The 18,122-nt window shown below is 73.2% G+C and carries 15 protein-coding genes; 11 read left to right on the plus strand and 4 right to left on the minus strand.

The features are described from left to right. The first annotated feature begins 19 nt into the window (after positions 1 to 19). Entirely contained in the window at positions 20 to 1,591 is a 1,572-nt protein-coding gene (locus tag JQN84_RS17245; protein ID WP_204959373.1) for a leucyl aminopeptidase, read from the plus strand. A 77-nt stretch (positions 1,592 to 1,668) separates the two neighbouring features. Here JQN84_RS17245 and JQN84_RS17250 read toward each other — a convergent pair whose 3' ends face one another. Continuing rightward, the gene (locus tag JQN84_RS17250) at positions 1,669 to 1,998 is read right to left on the minus strand and encodes a hypothetical protein (RefSeq protein ID WP_145921071.1); all 330 of its coding nucleotides are present in this window, start codon (positions 1,996 to 1,998) and stop codon (positions 1,669 to 1,671) included. Positions 1,999 to 2,140: 142 nt separating this feature from the next. On the opposite strand from JQN84_RS17250, the gene lpdA reads away from it, so the two are divergent. Together lpdA and sucB are read left to right on the plus strand one after the other, a co-directional pair. Further along, complete coding sequence (gene lpdA, locus JQN84_RS17255) at positions 2,141 to 3,568, plus strand: dihydrolipoyl dehydrogenase (protein ID WP_204959374.1); 1,428 nt, start codon at positions 2,141 to 2,143, stop codon at positions 3,566 to 3,568. A gap of 71 nt (positions 3,569 to 3,639) precedes the next feature. Then, positions 3,640 to 5,460, plus strand: coding sequence for a 2-oxoglutarate dehydrogenase, E2 component, dihydrolipoamide succinyltransferase (gene sucB / locus JQN84_RS17260; RefSeq protein WP_204959375.1), 1,821 nt, complete (start codon positions 3,640 to 3,642; stop codon positions 5,458 to 5,460). 64 nt (positions 5,461 to 5,524) lie between these two features. Here sucB and JQN84_RS17265 read toward each other — a convergent pair whose 3' ends face one another. Continuing rightward, entirely contained in the window at positions 5,525 to 6,469 is a 945-nt protein-coding gene (locus JQN84_RS17265) for an SDR family NAD(P)-dependent oxidoreductase (RefSeq protein WP_204959376.1), read from the minus strand. Between the two features lie 182 nt (positions 6,470 to 6,651). Between JQN84_RS17265 and JQN84_RS17270 the strand changes: the two genes are divergently transcribed. Continuing rightward, positions 6,652 to 7,248, plus strand: a complete 597-nt coding sequence (locus tag JQN84_RS17270) for a TetR/AcrR family transcriptional regulator (protein ID WP_281895383.1) — start codon at positions 6,652 to 6,654, stop codon at positions 7,246 to 7,248. A 99-nt stretch (positions 7,249 to 7,347) separates the two neighbouring features. Here the strand turns inward: JQN84_RS17270 and JQN84_RS17275 are convergent, their stop codons facing one another. Next, the gene (locus JQN84_RS17275) at positions 7,348 to 7,719 is read right to left on the minus strand and encodes a MerR family transcriptional regulator (RefSeq protein ID WP_204959377.1); all 372 of its coding nucleotides are present in this window, start codon (positions 7,717 to 7,719) and stop codon (positions 7,348 to 7,350) included. Positions 7,720 to 7,774: 55 nt separating this feature from the next. Between JQN84_RS17275 and JQN84_RS17280 the strand changes: the two genes are divergently transcribed. The 5 genes from JQN84_RS17280 (at position 7,775) to JQN84_RS17300 (ending at position 13,060) form a co-directional block, all read left to right on the plus strand. Next, entirely contained in the window at positions 7,775 to 8,788 is a 1,014-nt protein-coding gene (locus JQN84_RS17280; protein WP_204959378.1) for an aldo/keto reductase, read from the plus strand. 282 nt (positions 8,789 to 9,070) lie between these two features. Then, the gene (locus JQN84_RS17285) at positions 9,071 to 9,970 is read left to right on the plus strand and encodes a TIGR01777 family oxidoreductase (RefSeq protein WP_204959379.1); all 900 of its coding nucleotides are present in this window, start codon (positions 9,071 to 9,073) and stop codon (positions 9,968 to 9,970) included. Positions 9,971 to 10,112: 142 nt separating this feature from the next. Next, positions 10,113 to 11,936, plus strand: a complete 1,824-nt coding sequence (locus JQN84_RS17290) for a DUF6311 domain-containing protein (protein WP_204959380.1) — start codon at positions 10,113 to 10,115, stop codon at positions 11,934 to 11,936. A gap of 88 nt (positions 11,937 to 12,024) precedes the next feature. Further along, on the plus strand, positions 12,025 to 12,663 hold the full coding sequence (lipB, locus tag JQN84_RS17295) for a lipoyl(octanoyl) transferase LipB (protein ID WP_204959381.1): 639 nt from the start codon (positions 12,025 to 12,027) through the stop codon (positions 12,661 to 12,663). A 4-nt stretch (positions 12,664 to 12,667) separates the two neighbouring features. Continuing rightward, positions 12,668 to 13,060: a VOC family protein gene (locus JQN84_RS17300; RefSeq protein WP_088644634.1), complete on the plus strand. Its 393-nt coding sequence runs from the start codon at positions 12,668 to 12,670 to the stop codon at positions 13,058 to 13,060. Positions 13,061 to 13,596: 536 nt separating this feature from the next. Here JQN84_RS17300 and aspS read toward each other — a convergent pair. Then, complete coding sequence (gene aspS / locus JQN84_RS17305) at positions 13,597 to 14,883, minus strand: aspartate--tRNA(Asn) ligase (protein WP_204959382.1); 1,287 nt, start codon at positions 14,881 to 14,883, stop codon at positions 13,597 to 13,599. 358 nt (positions 14,884 to 15,241) lie between these two features. On the opposite strand from aspS, the gene lipA reads away from it, so the two are divergent. Both lipA and JQN84_RS17315 read left to right on the plus strand, forming a co-directional pair. Next, complete coding sequence (lipA, locus tag JQN84_RS17310) at positions 15,242 to 16,291, plus strand: lipoyl synthase (RefSeq protein WP_204959383.1); 1,050 nt, start codon at positions 15,242 to 15,244, stop codon at positions 16,289 to 16,291. Between the two features lie 238 nt (positions 16,292 to 16,529). After that, on the plus strand, positions 16,530 to 18,047 hold the full coding sequence (locus JQN84_RS17315) for an NAD(P)/FAD-dependent oxidoreductase (RefSeq protein WP_204959384.1): 1,518 nt from the start codon (positions 16,530 to 16,532) through the stop codon (positions 18,045 to 18,047). Positions 18,048 to 18,122: the final 75 nt, after the last annotated feature.

Below are 18,122 nucleotides of genomic sequence, written 5' to 3' on the forward strand. Positions count from 1 at the left end.
CCCGCCCGGAGTAGCTTCAGTGACATCGTCCAGCACCACCCTCAGCCTGGTCGACACCGACCCCGCCGAGCTCGCGGTCGACGCGATCGTGATCGGCGTGCACAGCCAGACCACCGGCCCGGACGCCACGAGCGGTCCGACCGGCACCCTGCTGCTCGCCGACGGCGCGGAGAGCATCGCCGCCGCTTTCGACGGCAAGCTGACCGCGACGCTGGCCCTGCTCGGCGCGACCGGTGGCCCGGGTGAGGTGATCAAGCTGGCCACGCTGGGCACCGTCACCGCCCCGCTGGTCGTGGCGGTCGGGTTGGGTCCGGAGCCGACCGGTGCCGCCCCCGCCCCGGAGACCCTGCGCCGGGCTGCCGGCGCGGCGGTCCGGGTGCTGGCCGGTGCGCCCCGGGTGGCGCTGAGCCTGCCGCTGCCCGACGACGCCGACGCGCCGGCCGCGCTGCGCGCGGTGGCCGAGGGGGCGCTGCTCGGCGGCTACCGGTTCGCCGGCTACAAGACCAAGCCGCAGCCGTCCCGGCGGGAGCCGGTGGCCGAGGTGCTGATCGCCGTGCCGGATGCCGCCGACGCGACCGCGCGGGCCGAGGTCGACCGGGCCACCGCCGTGGCCGCTGCGGTGCGCACCAGCCGGGACTGGGTCAACACCGCGCCGAACGAGTTGCGCCCGCCGGCCTTCGCCGACGCGGTCGCCACCGCCGCCCGTGCCGCCGGGCTCGACGTCGAGGTGCTCGACGAGGAGCAGCTGCGGGCCGGCGGGTACGGCGGCATCACCGCCGTCGGGCAGGGCTCGGAGGCCCCGCCGCGGCTGGTCAAGCTGACCTGGACCCCGCAGGGCGAGACCAACGGCAAGCGGGTGGCGCTGGTCGGCAAGGGCATCACGTTCGACACCGGCGGTATCTCGATCAAGCCGGCGCAGGGCATGTGGGAGATGAAGTCCGACATGGCCGGCGCCGCGGCCGTCGGGGCGGCGATGCTGGCGATCGCGGCGCTCAAGCCGGCCGTGACGGTGACCGGTTACCTGCCGATGGCGGAGAACATGCCGTCGGGCACCAGCTACCGGCCGGGTGACGTGGTCACCATGTTCAACGGCAAGCGGGTCGAGGTGCTCAACACCGACGCCGAGGGCCGGATGGTCCTGGGCGACGCGATGGCCCGCGCCTGCGCCGACGGCACCGACTACCTGTTCGAGACGTCCACCCTCACCGGCGGTCAGGTGATCTCGCTGGGCAAGCGGATCGCCGGGGTGATGGGCACCCCCGAGCTGTGCGAGCGGGTCAAGGTGGCCGGTGACACGGTCGGCGAGCCGGCCTGGCCGATGCCGCTGCCGGACGACGTCCGCAAGGGCATGGATTCCGACGTGGCGGACATCTCGCAGGTCAACGCGGGCATGGACCGGGCCGGTCACATGCTCCAGGGCGGGGTGTTCCTGCGCGAGTTCGTCACCGACGAGGTGGCCTGGGCGCACATCGACATCGCCGGTCCGAGCTACCACTCGGGTGAGCCGACCGGCTACTGGACCAAGGGTGGCACCGGGGTGCCGGTGCGTACCCTGCTGCATCTGGTCGAGGACGTCGCCGCCAACGGCTGACGGATTCGCGACACCACGACGGGACGCCCTCGGGCGTCCCGTCCGCGTTTTCCGGATCGTCGGCTCCGGGGCCGCCGTCAGTACCGCTCGGGGCGGCGTTTGCGGCGTTCGTTGTAGTCGCGCATCCGCTGCGGGTAGCCCATCAGCCGGACGTCGTAGATCGGGATGCCCAGGGCGTGCGCGAAGCGGCGGGCGCCGTCCGGGCCGTCGATGCGTCGCCGGGTCCACTCGCCGTCGTCGGCGATCATGATGACGGTGGTCTCGGTCATCGTGGTGCGGGGTTCGAGGTACGCCTCGACCCCCCGGCGGGTGCGGGCGAAGTTGGCCAGGTGATCCAGGTCGGCCCGGTCGGCCGGCCGGTCACGGTTGGCCGGCGTCGGCGGTTTGCGTCGCCGGAACAGCGCCACCGGGCTACTCCTCTCCCCCGTCCGTCGTCGCGGACGGTGACAAGAGTACGTGTCGGGGACGTGTCGTTGGGCACCTCGGTACGCGCCCCGGACGGGCAAGTGACAAGATGACCGAGGTGGGGTCTGCCCGTACCGCCCCGCCGTGACCCCCCGATGCAGCGAAGCGACCAGGGAGTTGGACGTGAGCGAGCCGAACGACGCAACCTTCGACATCGTCATTCTCGGAGGTGGCAGCGGCGGCTACGCGGCGGCGCTGCGTGCCGCCCAGCTTGATCTCTCCGTCGCGCTGATCGAGAAGGGCAAGCTCGGCGGCACCTGCCTGCACAACGGCTGCATCCCGACCAAGGCGCTGCTGCACGCGGCGGAGATCGCCGACCAGACCCGCGAGTCGGCGCAGTTCGGGGTCAAGGCCGAGCTGGTCGGCATCGACATGGCCGGGGTCAACTCGTACAAGGACGGGGTGATCTCCCGCCTCTACAAGGGCCTGCAGGGGCTGGTCGGCGGCAACAAGAACATCACCTTCGTGGCGGGCGCCGGCAAGCTGGTCGGCCCGAACGTCGTCGAGGTGGACGGCAAGCGGTACACCGGCCGCAACGTGGTGCTGGCCTCCGGCTCGTACGCGAGGAGCCTGCCCGGCCTGGAGGTCGACGGCGAGCGGATCATCACCAGCGACCACGCGCTGACCCTGGACCGGGTGCCGGCGTCGGCGATCGTACTGGGTGGCGGCGTGATCGGCGTCGAGTTCGCCAGCGTGTGGAAGTCCTTCGGGGTGGACGTCACCATCGTCGAGGCGCTGCCCCGGCTGGTGGCCGCCGAGGACGAGGAGTCGTCCAAGGCGCTGGAGCGGGCGTTCCGCAAGCGGAAGATCAACTTCAAGGTCGGCAAGCCGTTCGAGAAGGTCGAGAAGACCGAGAACGGCGTCAAGCTGACCATCGCCGGCGGCGAGACCGTCGAGGCCGAGCTGCTGCTGGTCGCCGTCGGCCGGGGTCCGAACACCGCCGATCTCGGCTACGCCGAGCAGGGCGTCAAGCTCGACCGGGGGTACGTGCTGACCGACGAGCGGCTGCGCACCGGCGTGCCGAACGTCTACGCGGTCGGCGACATCGTGCCCGGCCTCCAGCTCGCCCACCGGGGTTTCGCCCAGGGCATCTTCGTCGCCGAGGAGATCGCCGGCCTGAACCCGGCCGTGATCGACGAGGTCGGCATCCCGCGCGTGACCTACTCCGACCCGGAGCTGGCGTCGGTGGGCCTGACCGAGGCGAAGGCCAAGGAGCAGTACGGCGACAAGGTCAAGGTCTACAACTACAACCTCGGTGGCAACGGCAAGAGCCAGATCCTCAAGACCGCCGGTTTCGTCAAGCTGGTCCGGGTCGAGGACGGCCCGGTGGTCGGCGTCCACATGGTCGGTGCCCGGGTCGGTGAGCTGATCGGCGAGGCGCAGCTCATCTACAACTGGGAGGCCTACCCGGCCGAGGTGGCGCAGCTCGTGCACGCCCACCCGACCCAGAACGAGGCGCTGGGCGAGGCGCACCTGGCCCTGGCCGGCAAGCCGCTGCACGCGCACGCCTGACCCACACTCATTCCGCGACGCCGGCGGCAAGCGGGCGAGGATCGCACCAGGCCACGAAGGAGTTTCAGAACATGCCGGTATCGGTCACCATGCCTCGGCTCGGCGAGAGCGTCACCGAGGGCACCGTCACCCGCTGGCTCAAGCAGGAGGGCGAGACCGTCGAGGTCGACGAGCCGCTGCTGGAGGTCTCCACCGACAAGGTCGACACCGAGATCCCCTCCCCCGCCGCGGGGGTGCTGAGCCGGATCGTGGTCGGCGAGGACGAGACCGCCGAGGTGGGCAGCGAGCTGGCCGTCATCTCCGGCGAGGGCGAGTCGGCCGGATCGCCGGACGACGGCGGGTCCGCCGAGCCGGAGCAGGCCGAGCCGGCCGCCGAGCCGACGGCCGCCGCCGAGGGCACCGGCCCGGAGCCGGAGCAGGAGCAGCCGGCCCAGGAGCAGCCGGCGGCGCAGGCCGCCCCGGCGTCGTCGGGCGAGGGCACCCCGGTGAAGATGCCGGCCCTGGGCGAGAGCGTCACCGAGGGTACGGTCACCCGCTGGCTCAAGCAGGTGGGCGAGACCGTCGAGGTCGACGAGCCGCTGCTGGAGGTCTCCACCGACAAGGTCGACACCGAGATCCCGTCGCCCGTCGCCGGCACCGTCCTGGAGATCAAGGTCCCCGAGGACGAGACCGCCGCCGTCGGCGCGGACCTGGCGATCATCGGTGCGGCGGGTGCCGCGCCGGCCGAGTCGAAGCCCGAGCCGGAGCCCGCCCCGAAGGCGGCGGCCCCGAAGGCGGAGCAGCCCAAGGCCGAGCCGAAGCCCGAGGCCGCCGAGCCGACCCAGGGGGCGGGATACAACGAGCCGGCCGCCGAGGCCGAGTCGGCGGCCCAGCCGGTGCAGGCCGAGCGGGCCGCCCAGCCGGCCGCGCCGGCGGCACCGGCCGCGCCCGCCCAGGGTGGCGGTGACACCCCCGGTTACGTGACCCCGCTGGTGCGCAAGCTGGCCGGCGAGCACGGCGTCGACCTGGCCTCGGTCAACGGCACCGGCGTGGGTGGCCGGATCCGCAAGCAGGACGTGCTGGAGGCGGCGGAGAAGGCCAAGGCCGCCAAGGCGACGCCGGCCCCCGCCGCGCAGCCGGCCGCCGCGGCGACCCCGGCCGCACCGGCGGCGAAGCCGCAGCCGAGCGGCAAGCGGGGCACCACCGAGAAGCTGACCCGCATCCGCAAGGCCATCGCCAACCGCCTGCAGGAGTCGCTGCACGAGATGGCGCAGCTCACCACGGTGATCGAGGTGGACGTCACCCGGATCGCCAGGCTGCGGGCGCAGGCGAAGGACTCGTTCCAGCAGCGGCACGGCGTGAAGCTGTCGTTCCTGCCGTTCTTCGCGCTGGCCGCCATCGAGGCCCTGCAGACGTACCCGATCGTGAACGCCCGGATGGACCTCGACGCGGGCACCATCACCTACCCGGACGCCGAGAACCTCGGCATCGCGGTGGACACCGAGCGGGGCCTGCTGACGCCGGTCATCCACAACGCCGGTGACCTCAACCTGGGCGGCATCGCCAAGCGCGTCGCCGACCTGGCCGAGCGCACCCGGACCAACAAGATCAGCCCGGACGAGATCGCCGGGGCGACCTTCACGCTGACCAACACCGGCAGCCGGGGGGCGCTCTTCGACACCCCGATCGTGCCGTCGCCGCAGTCGGCGATGCTCGGTACCGGTGCCGTGGTGAAGCGTCCGGTCGTGGTGAACGACCCGGACCTCGGCGAGGTCGTCGCGGTCCGGTCGATGGTCTACCTGGCCCTGTCCTACGACCACCGGCTGATCGACGGCGCCGACGCGGCCCGTTTCCTGGTCGCGGTCAAGGAGCGGCTGGAGGGCGGCAACTTCGAGGCCGAGCTGGGCCTGTAACACCCGTCCACGGCGGCGCCCCCGGTCGATCGACCGGGGGCGCCGCCGTCGTTCACCGGGCGGGTCAGCCGCGCAGGGTCTGCTCGGAGACCGTCCAGAGCCGCTCGGCGGCGGCCGGGTCGAGGGCGTACGCGGCGACGCCGGTGCGGGCGCCGGGCTGGTTCGGGGCGGCCTGCTGGCAGTCCTCGAAGTACCGGCCGCCGATCCCGTCGAGCAGCGGCGAGGTGGCGACCAGCACCGAGGTGGCGGCACCCTGCTCGACGGTCTTCCAGCTGGCCGCGCCGCCTCCGCTGGCGGCCCGCATCCGCTCCAGTTCCTCGGCGCTGACGTAGCGCTGGAGGTTGGTGCGGATCGCGCCGGGCATCAGCGCGTTGCTGACGATGCCGTCGTCGGCCCAGCGCCGGGTCGCCTCGACGGCGAAGAGCACGTTCGCGGTCTTCGACTGCCCGTAGGCCTCCCACGGGTCGTAGGGGCGCTGCCGGAAGTGGATGTCGTCGAAGACCACCGGGGAGCGCAGGTGCCCGGCGGAGCTGACCGAGACGATGCGGGCCCCCTCGGCGGCGGCGAGGGCGCGGTGCAGCCCGGTGGCGAGGGCGAAGTGGCCGAGATGGTTGGTGGCGAACTGCAACTCCCAACCCTCGGGGGTGCGCCGCTCGGGCGAGGCCATGATGCCGGCGTTGTTCACCAACATGTGCAGCGGCCCGTCCCAGCTGGCCACGAAGGCGGCCACCGACGCCTGGTCGGCGAGGTCGAGCGGGGCGACCAGCAGCCGGTCGTTGCCGGTGCTGGCGGTGATGTCCCGGGCCGCCCGCTGACCGGCGTCGAGGTCCCGTACGGCCAGGGTGACGTCGGCGCCGGCGGCGGCGAGGGCGCGGGCGGTCTCCACGCCGATGCCGGAGGCGCCGCCGGTCACCACGGCCCGGCGGCCGGTGAGGTCGACGTCGCGGACCACCTCCAGGGCGGTGGTCCGGGCGTCGAAGGGGGTGTGGACTGGCGTGTCGGTGGTCATGATCCGTCCTTGTCGGTGCGGCGTGGGCCGGGCGGCCCGACCGGTACGATGAGAAGTGGAGGGCCCTCCGCTACGGCTCCGAGCTTAACCGGAGGTTCCTCCGGTTGCCACCCGACCCGCGAACGGGACCGACCGCCGCCGACACCACCCGTCGGCACCACTGCACCAGACCAGGAGGCGACGTGTCGCAGAACCGCTCAGGAGGCGACGCGCCGGAGCGTGGTTCCCGGCCGTTGCGCGCCGACGCGCTGCGCAACCGGCAGCGGCTGCTCGACACCGCCGTGCGGGCGTTCTCCCGACAGGGGCCGGAGGTGACCCTGGAGTCGATCGCCCGGGACGCCGGGGTCGGCATCGGCACCCTCTACCGGCACTTCCCCACCCGGGAGGCACTGGTCGAGGCCGCCTACCGCAGCGAACTGGCCAAGCTCTGCGCCGCCGCCGACGACCTGCTGACCCGACTGCCACCCGCCGAGGCGACCCGGGCCTGGATGGACCGCTTCGTCGACTACCTGGCCACCAAACGGGGCATGGCCGACGCCCTGCGCCTGGTGATCGCCGCCGGCACCAACCCGTACGCGCAGAGCCGGGACCTGCTGGTCGCGGCACTGACCCGGCTGCTGGCGGCCGGCGTCACCGCCGGCACGATCCGCCCGGACGTCGACCCGGGCGACGTGCTGGCCGGGCTGAGCGGGATGTCACTGGCGGCGCAGGGGCCGGAGCAACGGGACCTCGCCGGTCGCCTGCTCGACCTGCTCATGGCGGGACTGCGCCGACACTGACGGCGAGGACGCCGACCGGACGGGCCACCAGGTGCGCCCGGCTGACCTCGCCCCGGCCGGGTCGGCACCCAGCCGAGCGTGACCGGCGTGGCCCGGCGTTCAGGGGGCGGGGGTCGCCCCGGTGAGGCCCTGGTAGAAGCGGATCTTCTCGCGCAGATGGGCGTACTGGCGCTGGAGCAGGGTCAACTGTTCCTCGACCCGGGCGGCGTGCTGTTCCAGCAGCTCCTGCCGGGCGGCGACGGTGTGCTCGCCTTCGCGGGACAGCTCGGCGTAGCGGCACATCTCGGCGATCGGCATGCCGGTGTCGCGCAGACAGCGGAAGATCACCAGCCAGCTCAGGTCGTCGTCGGTGAAGACCCGACGGCCACCCGAGGTGCGGCCGACGCCGCTGAGCAGGCCGATCTTCTCGTAGTAGCGGAGGGTGTCGAGGCTGAACCCGCTGCGCCGGGCGGCCTCCGAGGGCGGGTACATGGGCCGGATGTTACCGCTTGACCTGGAGCGCACTCCAGGTTGAAAACTGGTCGGCATGACGACGACACGGACTCTGGGCCGCAGTGGAATCGAGGTTGGCGCGATCGGCATGGGGTGCTGGGCGATCGGTGGCCCGCTGTGGGGCGACGACGGCCAGCCGTACGGCTGGGGTGAGGTGGACGACGACGAGTCGGTCGCCACCATCCACCAGGCCCTCGACCTGGGCGTCAACCTCTTCGACACGGCCAGCAACTACGGGGCCGGGCACAGCGAGCGGGTGCTCGGCCGGGCGCTCGCCGGCCGGCGGGACAAGGCGGTGATCGTCACCAAGTTCGGCAACCGATCCGACGAGGCGACCCGGCGGGCGCTGGGCGTGGACGCCAGCCCGGCGTACGCGGTGGCCAGCCTGGAGGGGTCGCTGCGCCGGCTCGGCACCGACCACGTCGACCTCTACCTGCTGCACCTCAACGACCTGCCGGCGTCCGCCGCGCTCGACCTGGTCGACACCCTGGAGGGCCTGGTCACCCAGGGCAAGATCCGGGGGTACGGCTGGAGCACCGACAACCCGGAGTCGGCACGGGTGTTCGCCGGGGCGGGGCCGCACTGCATCGCCGTCGAACACGACGAGTCGGTGCTGAGCGACAATCCGGAAATGCTCGCCGTCTGCGACGCCTTCGACCTGGCCAGCCTCAACCGGGGACCACTGGCGATGGGCCTGCTCACCGGGGCCACCCGCACGCCGGGCGCGGACGACGTCCGGGGCCGGGCGCCGGAGTGGCTGGTCTGGTTCCGCGACGGCCGGCCCACGCCCGAGTGGGCGTCCCGGGTGGCGGCGATCCGGGCGGCGTTGACCGCGGACGGCCGTACCCTCAGCCAGGGCGCGCTGGGCTGGCTGCTGGCCCGCAGCCCCCGTACGCTGCCGATCCCCGGCTGCCGGACGGTGGCACAGGCCCGGGAGAACTTCGCCACCCTCGCCCTCGGCCCGCTCCCGACCGATGCGTTCGCCGAGGTGGAGCGGCTCCTGGCCGACCTACGCCCGGCCCCGGCCCGCGACACGGCCCTGCGGTAACTCCCCCCACCACGGGTCCGCTGCCCCCGCCGCCTCCCCGGCCCCGGTCCTCCCGCCTACCCGCCCACCCCCGCCCCGACTCTCCACCCCGCCCGGTTCGACCGCCGCCCCGCCCACGGTGATCAAGAGCTTTAGGTCAGTTGATCAAGAGGTTTAGGGCAAGTTGAAGATCAACCTTGACGCAAACCTCTTGATCACCGAAGCGGGGGGGCGGTCGGAGGGCGGGGTGGGGGGTGGGTGGTCGGCGCATCTGGTCGGGGGTTCGTGCCCGAAGATAGGGGTATGCGGATCCTGATGGCCGGCGTGTCCGGCTTCCTCGGCACCCGGCTGGTCGACCGCCTCACCGACGACGGGCACCAGGTCACCCGGCTGGTCCGGCGGTCGCCGCGGACCGCCGACGAGCAGCGGTGGGACCCGACCGCCGGGCAGCTCGACCCGGCCGTGGTGGCCGGGGTCGACGCGGTGGTCAACCTGGCCGGCGCCGGGGTCGGCGACAAGCGGTGGACCGACGACTACCGCCGGGTGATCCGGTCCAGCCGGGTCGACACCACCACCACGCTCGCCGTCACGATCGCCGGGTTGCCGGCGGCCGACCGGCCCAGGGTGCTGCTCAACTCCTCGGCGGTCGGCTGGTACGGCAACACCGGCGACCGGGTGGTCGAGGAGGACGCCCCGGCGGGTGACGGGTTCCTCGCCGACGTGTGCCGGGTCTGGGAGGCGGCGACCCGGCCGGCCGAGGACGCCGGGGTCCGGGTGGTGCGGCTACGGACCGGTCTGCCGCTGCACCGCGACGGCGGGCTGCTCAAGCCGCAGTTGCTGCCGTTCAAGCTGGGCATCGCCGGCCGGCTCGGCAGCGGGCGGCAGTGGCTGCCGTGGATCTCGCTGCGGGACTGGCTGGACGCGACGGTGTTCCTGCTGACCGCCGGGGAGGTCGCCGGCGCGGTCAACGTGGTCGGCCCGAACCCGGTCACCAACGCCGAGTTCACCCGGGAGTTCGCCCGCCAACTGCACCGGCCGGCGATCGTGCCGATCCCGGCGGTCGCCCTGAAGGTCGCCCTGGGCGGCTTCGCCCAGGAGGCGCTGACCAGCACCCGGGTCCTGCCCGCCGTGCTCACCCGGGCCGGTTTCCCCTGGACCCACCCCGAGCTGCCCGCCGCGCTGCACGCCGCCCTGCACGACTGACCCGGACGGCCGCCGACCGACGACCGGCCGGGCCGGTGCTACGGGTAGGTCGGCCCGGTGGCCGGTCGCCCGGCGCAACCGGGGGCGGTCGGGGTCCCGGGTCCGACCGGTCGGTCCAGTTCGGGTTGGTAACGTCCGCTCCGTGCCGACTTCCCCGACCCTGGCCGCCGACCAGCCGCCCACCGCCGCACCGGACGCCGCCCGGGGTCGGCGGGCCGACCTGATCGTGCTGGTCGTCGCGGTGGCGTTGGCGGTCTGGGTGACCAGTGGGCTGTGGCGCGACCCGAACCAGCGGGCGATCACCGTGAACTCCAGCGACCAGGCGCTCTTCGAGTGGCTGCTCGCCTTCGGCGGGCACGCGGTCACGCACGGGGAGAATCCGCTCTTCACCCATCTGCTCAACGTGCCGGACGGGGTGAACCTCGCCGTCAACACCTCGATCACCGTGTACGCGGTGGTCTTCGCGCCGCTGACGTACCTGATCGGACCACCGGCGACGTTCTTGGTCGTCCTCACCCTCAACCTCGTCGCCACCGCGCTGGCCTGGTACTGGCTGTTCTCCCGGCACCTGATCGCCAGTCGGCTCGCGGCGGGCGTCGGGGCGTTGTTCATCGCCTTCTCCCCCGGCATGGTCGCGCACGCCAACGCCCACCTGAACTGGACCGCCGGCTGGTTGGTGCCGCTGCTGGTGTCGGCGGTGTTCGCGTTGCGTCGGCCGGGGCGCTGGTGGCGGGGCGGGCTGGTGCTCGGCGTGTTGGTCGCGGTGGCCTTCTCGATCGCCGCCGAGGGGTTGTTCTTCACCGCGCTGGCGGTCGCCGTCTTCCTCGCCGTCTGGGCGTTGCACCCGGCCCGACGAGCCGAGGCCCGCGCCGCGCTGCCGGACTTCCTGCGCGGGCTGGGCGTGACCGCGCTGGTCGCCGGGGTGCTGCTGGCGTACCCGCTGTGGTTGCACTTCGCCGGGCCGCAGCGGTTCCACGGCACCGGATTCGACCCGGTCATCCACGCCGAGGACATCGCCGCGTTCGGGGCGTACCCGAGCCGGTCGGTGGCCGGCGCGCTGGGCTGGGACACCTCGCTGGCGCCCAATCCGACCGAGGAGAACAGCTTCTTCGGGCTACCGCTGTTGCTGCTCACCGTGGCCTGCTTCGGGTGGCTGTGGCGACGGGCCAGCCCCGGCCGGCGGGCCACGCTGACCGCCCTCGGGGTGACCGCCGTGGTCTTCGCGGTGCTCTCCTGGGGACCGCTGGCGAAGTGGAACGGCCGACGCACCGGTCAACTGCTGCCCTTCGGGGTGCTGGACAACCTGCCGGTGGTCAACGCCGCCCTGCCGTCCCGGTTGGCCCTGGTGGTGGCCCCGGTGATCGGGGTGCTGCTGGCGTACACGATCGACCGGTTGCGGACGACGCCGCCGGGCCGCACGGCGGCCTGGGCGTGGCTGGTGGGTTTCGCGGCGGCGCTGCTGCCGCTGCTGCCGACCCCGCTGCTGACCAACGTCCGCCCGCCGGTGCCGGAGTTCGTCACCGCCGGCACCTGGCGGGAGTACGTCTCACCGGGCGGGGTGCTCACCCCGATCCCGTTGACCCTGGACGTGACCCCCGACGGGCAGCGCTGGCAGGCGTACGCCCTGTCGCACCGGCAGGGCGAGTTCCGGTTGCCGGCCGGCTTCTTCCTCGGCCCCGGCGGCCCGGACGGACGGGGTCGGATCGGGCCGCCGCCGCGCACCTTCGACACGCTGATGGACCAGGCCGGCCGGACCGGGCTGGTGCCGATCGTCACCGAGGGCAGCATCCGCCTGTCCCGGGCGGATCTGCGGTCCTGGGGGGTCGAGGCGGTCGTCCTCCCCGACGAGGTGCACGGGGCCAAGTACGACCTCGACGAGGACGCCCTGCGCCGCACCGCCACCGCCCTGCTCGGCGAGCCCCGCCGGGTGGACGACGTGTGGCTCTGGACGGTCCCCGCCGCCTGACCGGTGCACACCGTTCTGCGGGGTCACCCACGGTGGCGCGACGAGGCTCACGGGGCGCGGCGGCGGCGGGCGGGGCTAGGGTGGCAGGGTGAGCGTGACGACTTCCGGGGTGACCGCCGTCCGGGCGGGCGTGGTCGACTACCCGACCGCGTGGGACGAGCAGCGGCGGCTGCACGCGGCGGTGGTGGCCGGTGAGCGCGGCGACACCGTGCTGCTGCTGGAACACCCGAGCGTCTACACCGCCGGCAAGCGCACCGAGCCCTGGGACCGGCCGATGGACGGCACCCCCGTCGTCGACGTCGACCGGGGCGGCAAGATCACCTGGCACGGTCCGGGGCAGCTCGTCGGCTACCCGATCGTCCGGCTGCCCGACCCGGTCGACGTGGTCGCCTACGTCCGCCGCACCGAGCAGCTGCTGATCGACGTCTGCGCCGAGTTCGGGCTGACCGCCGGCCGGGTCGAGGGGCGCAGCGGCGTCTGGGTGCCCGCCGACGGCCGGGGGCCGGCCCGCAAGGTGGCCGCCATCGGCATCCGGGTCGCCCGCGGGGTCACCCAGCACGGCTTCGCGATCAACTGTGACTGCGACCTGTCGTACTACGACCGGATCGTGCCCTGCGGCATCGCCGACGCCGGCACCACCTCGCTCACCGCCGAGCTGGGCCGTCCGGTCCCGGTGACCGAGGTGCTGCCCGTGGTGGAGCGGCACCTGCCCACCCTGCTCGGCTGAGCCGGTGCGGATCGACCTCGTCACCCTCGTCGTCGCCGACTACGACCCGGCCATCGCGTTCTTCACCGGGATTCTCGGCTTCGAGCTGGTCGAGGACGCGCCCTCGCTGACCAACGACGGCCGCCCGAAACGGTGGGTGGTGGTCCGTCCGCCCGGCGCGCAGACCGGCATCCTGCTGGCCCGCGCCGACGGCGAGCGGCAGGACGCGGCAGTCGGTGACCAGGTCGCCGGCCGGGTCGGCTTCTTCCTCCGGGTCGACGACTTCGACGCCGTCCACCGGCGGATGGTCGACGCCGGCGTGGAGTTCGTGACGCCGCCGCGCACCGAACCGTACGGTCGGGTGGCCGTGTTCCGGGACATCGCCGGCAACCGCTGGGACCTGCTCGGCCCGGCCTGACCCCGCTGACCCCGCTGCACCCGTCGGGCCGCCGCAGATCCACCGGCACCGGATCCGCCACGCTGCCGCCCAGCGCCGTCCGCCGCAACCCCGCTTAGGCCGCTCAGGCCGCTCAGGCCGCTACGCAGCGTAAGAAAAGCTACCGGGTAGCACCTACCCCTCTCCCCCGCTTTGCTCTGCTGCCCTGGAGGCACCGCATCCGGAAAGTGACCGTCGCGTCGAGGGCAGCAGAGCAAAGCGCGGATAGGCAGGTAGGTGGGGTAGGGAGAGGTAGCGACGAAACCCCTGATCAGCGAGGTGCGGGGCTGAGACGTGACAAGAACGGGCTTCACTTACACCCCGCACCGATCACGGAGGGCAATCAACGGCGACACCGGTGAGGCCGCTACCCAGAGTGCAAGCCCGGTGGGCGACCACGGACGGCCGGGCAGACCAGGCGGCCGCCGCAGGCCAGCATCGTCGGCACGGCCGCCCGGCCCGGTCCGCCCCACCAGCCTCCAGGCCGGCCCAGCTCGTTCGCGCGGACACCCGGCGGTTCAGGGGGTCAGCCGGTGCAGGTCGCGCGGGAAGGCGGTCACCTCCCGGACGTTGGCCGCGCCGACCAGCCGGGCCACGAACCGCTCCAGGCCGATCGCGAAGCCGCCGTGCGGCGGCATCCCGTGCCGGAACGCGTCCACGTAGCCGGCGTACGGCTCGACCGGCTCGCCGCGCGCCGCGAGGGCCGCCAGGTAGTCGGCGTGGCGGTGCAGCCGCTGCCCGCCGGTGACCAGCTCCAGACCCCGGAAGAGCAGGTCGAACCCGTTCGAGTACGCGGGCCGGGCCGGGTCGGGGTGGGTGTAGAACGGCCGCTTCGCCATCGGGTACCCGGTGACGAAGAGGAAGTCCGACCCGTGGGTGGCGCGGGCCCACTCCCCCAGCGTCCGCTCGTGGGCGGGGGCCAGGTCGGGTTCGTCGGGGGGTGCGCCGGCGATCCGCAGCGCCTCGGTGAAGTGCACGGCCGGGATCTCGGCCGGCACCTCGGGCAGGGTCAGGCCCAGGGTCGCCACCGCGCCGCCGGCCCGCCGGGCCACCTCGGCGAGCATCCCGGCGAGGGTGTCCCGCAGCACCGCCATCACGTCCCGGTGGTCGTCGACGAAGCCCAGCTCGGCGTCGAGCGAGGTGTACTGGGCCAGGTGCCGGACGGTGTCGTGCGGTTCGGCCCGGAACACCGGCCCCACCTCGTAGACCCGCTCGAAGACGCCCACCATGAGCTGCTTGTAGAACTGCGGCGACTGGGCCAGGTAGGCCGGTCGACCAAACCAGTCCAGGGCGAAGACGTTCGCCCCGCTCTCGGTGGACGTGGCAACTACCTTCGGGGTGTGCACCTCCACGAAGTCACGGGTGTCCAGGGTGGCCCGGAAGCCGGCCACCGCCGCCGCCGCGATCCGCAGGGCCGCCGCGCGGGTCGGGTGCCGCAGCGCCACCGGCGCGTGGTCGAGCTGGGTGGGCAGGGTCGCGGTGAGCGCCGGCCGGTACAGGTCGAACGGCGGCGGTACGGCGGGCGGGCCGAGCGGTCGTACGGTCGGGTGGGTCAGCTCGACTCCGGCGGGCGCGGTGCCGTTCGCGGTGACCGTGCCGACCACCTCGACCACCGTCTCCTCGGGCAGTGCCGTCACGGCGGCCCGCACGGCCGGGTCGGTGACCACCACCTGGGTCAGGCCGGTGGCGTCCCGGACGATCAGGAAGGCCACCGACTTGAGCAGTCGGCGGCGGTGCACCCAGCCGGCGATCCGCACGGTCGTGCCGGTGCGGGTGGGCAGGTGGGCGGAAAGGATGCGTTGCACGGCGGTTACCTCCTCGATCAATCGCAACGCGATCCCCGGGAGGTGTGGGCGAGCGGGAACCTCGCGGTGCCACCACACCTTCGCTCCCGCCGTGGCGGGAGCCTCATTCGTCGCCTTTTCACCGGGGCCAGCCGGGCGGGCTCTACTGGGCGTGCGGGCACGCCGTTCTTCCCGCGGCTCGGGAGGGTCTTCGCGCCCCGGCGTCAGACCGCCTTCCAGCAACCGGCGGCTCTCTGCACTGGCGGATCGGGGCGTTACTCGGCTCCGTCACAGCTCTGCCGGCACGCTAGCACCCGTTCCGGCGGCCTGTAACGGGCTTTTCCGGTCGCCGGGTGGCCGGTGTCACAAGACCGGTGACGTGACGCCGGTCGCCCGACGTGCATCGATCGCCGCCGTCGGGCGTAGGCTCGGTTTTGTGACGATCGAGCACTCCGCGCCGACGACCCAGCAGGCAGCGCGCTCCGCGACGGTCGCCCCCGAGGGGCGACGGATGCTGCGGATCGAGGCGCGCAACGCCGAGACGCCGATCGAGCGCAAACCGCCGTGGATCAAGGTCAAGGCCAAGATGGGGCCGGAGTACACCGAGCTGCGGGGGCTGGTCTCGCGCGAGGGGTTGCACACCGTCTGCCAGGAGGCCGGCTGCCCCAACATCTACGAGTGCTGGGAGGACCGGGAGGCCACCTTCCTCATCGGTGGCGACCAGTGCACCAGGCGCTGCGACTTCTGCCAGATCGACACCGGCAAGCCGGCCGAGTTCGACGCCGACGAGCCGCGTCGGGTGGCCGAGTCGGTGGCCACCATGGGCCTGCGCTACGCCACCATCACCGGGGTGGCCCGCGACGACCTGCCCGACGGCGGTGCGTGGCTCTACGCCGAGACGGTCCGGCAGATCCACGCGCTGCGCTCCGGCTGCGGTGTCGAGCTGCTGATCCCCGACTTCAACGCCGTCCCCGAGCAGCTCGCCGAGGTGTTCGGGGCCCGGCCGGAGGTGCTGGCGCACAACGTCGAGACGGTGCCGCGGATCTTCAAGCGGATCCGTCCGGCGTTCCGCTACGAGCGTTCGCTCGACGTGATCCGGCAGGCCCGCGCCGCCGGTCTGGTCACCAAGAGCAACCTGATCCTGGGCATGGGCGAGGAGCGGGCCGAGGTCTCCCAGGCGCTGCGCGACCTGCACTCCGCCGGCTGCGAGCTGATCACCATCACCCAGTACCTGCGCCCCACCCCCCGGCACCACCCGGTGACCCGCTGGGTCAAGCCGGAGGAGTTCGTCGAGCTGCGCGAGGAGGCCGAGGAGATCGGCTTCGCCGGAGTGATGAGCGGGCCGCTGGTGCGGTCGTCGTACCGGGCGGGGCGGCTCTACCAGCAGGCGCTGGCGGCCCGTCAGGACACCCCGGTCACCGTCGGCTGACCCTGGGACGCCACCGGGCCACGCCCGCAGAAAACCACCGGGCACGACTGCGGAGGAACACCGGCACGGCGACGCCCGCCGGGCATTCGAGTGTGTCGATCTTCCCAGACCTCGGCGGCACCCGCAAGAGGTGTCGGGCCGCAGCTCGGCGTCGATTCGGCGACGCTGTCCGGGCACGGCGGGATCGTGTTAGATTCCGCCAGCCCTGACCCGCAACTCATCGATGGTGGTGTCTTTGATGGCGCAGCCGCACACGGTTGTCATCGGCGCCGGCCCTGCCGGCCTCACAGCCGCGTACGAGTTGACCCGGCGACACGCCCCGGTCGACGTGGTGGAGGCCGACGACGTGGTGGGCGGGATCAGCCGCACCGTGGAGCGGGAGGGCTGGCGGTTCGACATCGGCGGGCACCGGTTCTTCACCAAGGTGTCCCGGGTCGAGGCGTTCTGGCACGAGCTGCTCTCCGACGACGACTTCCTGCTGCGCCCCCGGATGAGCCGCATCCACTACCAGGGGCGGCTCTTCGACTACCCGCTGCGGGCCGGCAACGCGCTGCGCAACCTGGGCGTGTGGGAGGCGTGCCGGTGCGTCGGGTCGTACCTGTGGGCGCGGGTGCGTCCGCCGGCCGACCAGAGCCACTTCGAGGGCTGGGTGTCGGCCCGGTTCGGGGCCCGGCTGTACCGGATGTTCTTCAAGACGTACACCGAGAAGGTCTGGGGCATCCCCGCGACGGAGCTGCAGGCGGACTGGGCGGCCCAGCGCATCCGCAACCTCTCCCTCGGCGCGGCGATCCGGGGCGCGCTGCTGCCCCAACGCGGCGGCACCGAGGTGACCAGCCTGATCGAGGAGTTCCGCTACCCCCGGCTCGGCCCGGGGATGATGTGGGAACGCTGCGCCGAACTGGTGGTCAAGGGCGGCGGGACGGTCGAGCTGGAGACGGCCGTGCACACCGTGCACCGCGAGGAGGGCCGGGCGGTCGCGGTGACCGTTGACGGCCCGTCCGGCCAGCGGCGGATCGCCGCCGACCACGTGGTCTCCAGCATGCCGATCTCGGCCCTGGTCCGGGCGATGGACCCGCCCGCGCCGACCGAGGTCCGCGAGGCCGCCGACGCGCTGCGGCACCGGGACTTCCTGACCGTGGCGCTGGTGGTGCCGGCCGAGGCCGGGTTCCCCGACAACTGGATCTACGTGCACACCCCCGGGGTGCAGGTCGGGCGGATCCAGAACTACGGCGCCTGGTCGCCGGAGATGGTCCGGGCCGGCGGCACCTGCCTGGGCCTGGAGTACTTCGTCAACGAGGGCGACGAGCTGTGGTCGACCCCCGACCCGGAGCTGGTCGCCTTCGGCACCGCCGAGCTGGAGCGGCTCGGCCTGGTCCGCCCCGGCTCGGTCACCACCGGGTACGTGGTGCGGATGCCGAAGGCCTACCCGGTCTACGACGAGGGGTACGCCGAGGCCGTCGAGGTGATCCGCCGCTGGCTGGCCGAGGCGGTGCCGAACGTGCACCCGGTGGGTCGCAACGGCATGCACCGGTACAACAACCAGGACCACTCCATGCTCACCGCGATGCTGGCCGCCGAGAACATCCTGGACGGCACCGACCACGACGTCTGGGCGGTCAACGTCGAGGAGGACTACCACGAGGAGGGCGGCGGCAGCGCCGACGCCGCTCGTGGCGAGGGCGGCACCGGCCGCGCCGCGCCGGTGGTGCCCCGGCCCCGTACCGCGCCGGTCGGGGACCGTTCGCCCGCCGGCTGACCGCCGGCACGGTCGGGCCCCGGCCGAGCACCGGCCGGGGATCATCCGTCCTGGCGGCGACCACTAGACTCGGCG

The organism is Micromonospora humidisoli (assembly GCF_016900955.1).
GTDB lineage: Bacteria > Actinomycetota > Actinomycetes > Mycobacteriales > Micromonosporaceae > Micromonospora > Micromonospora wenchangensis.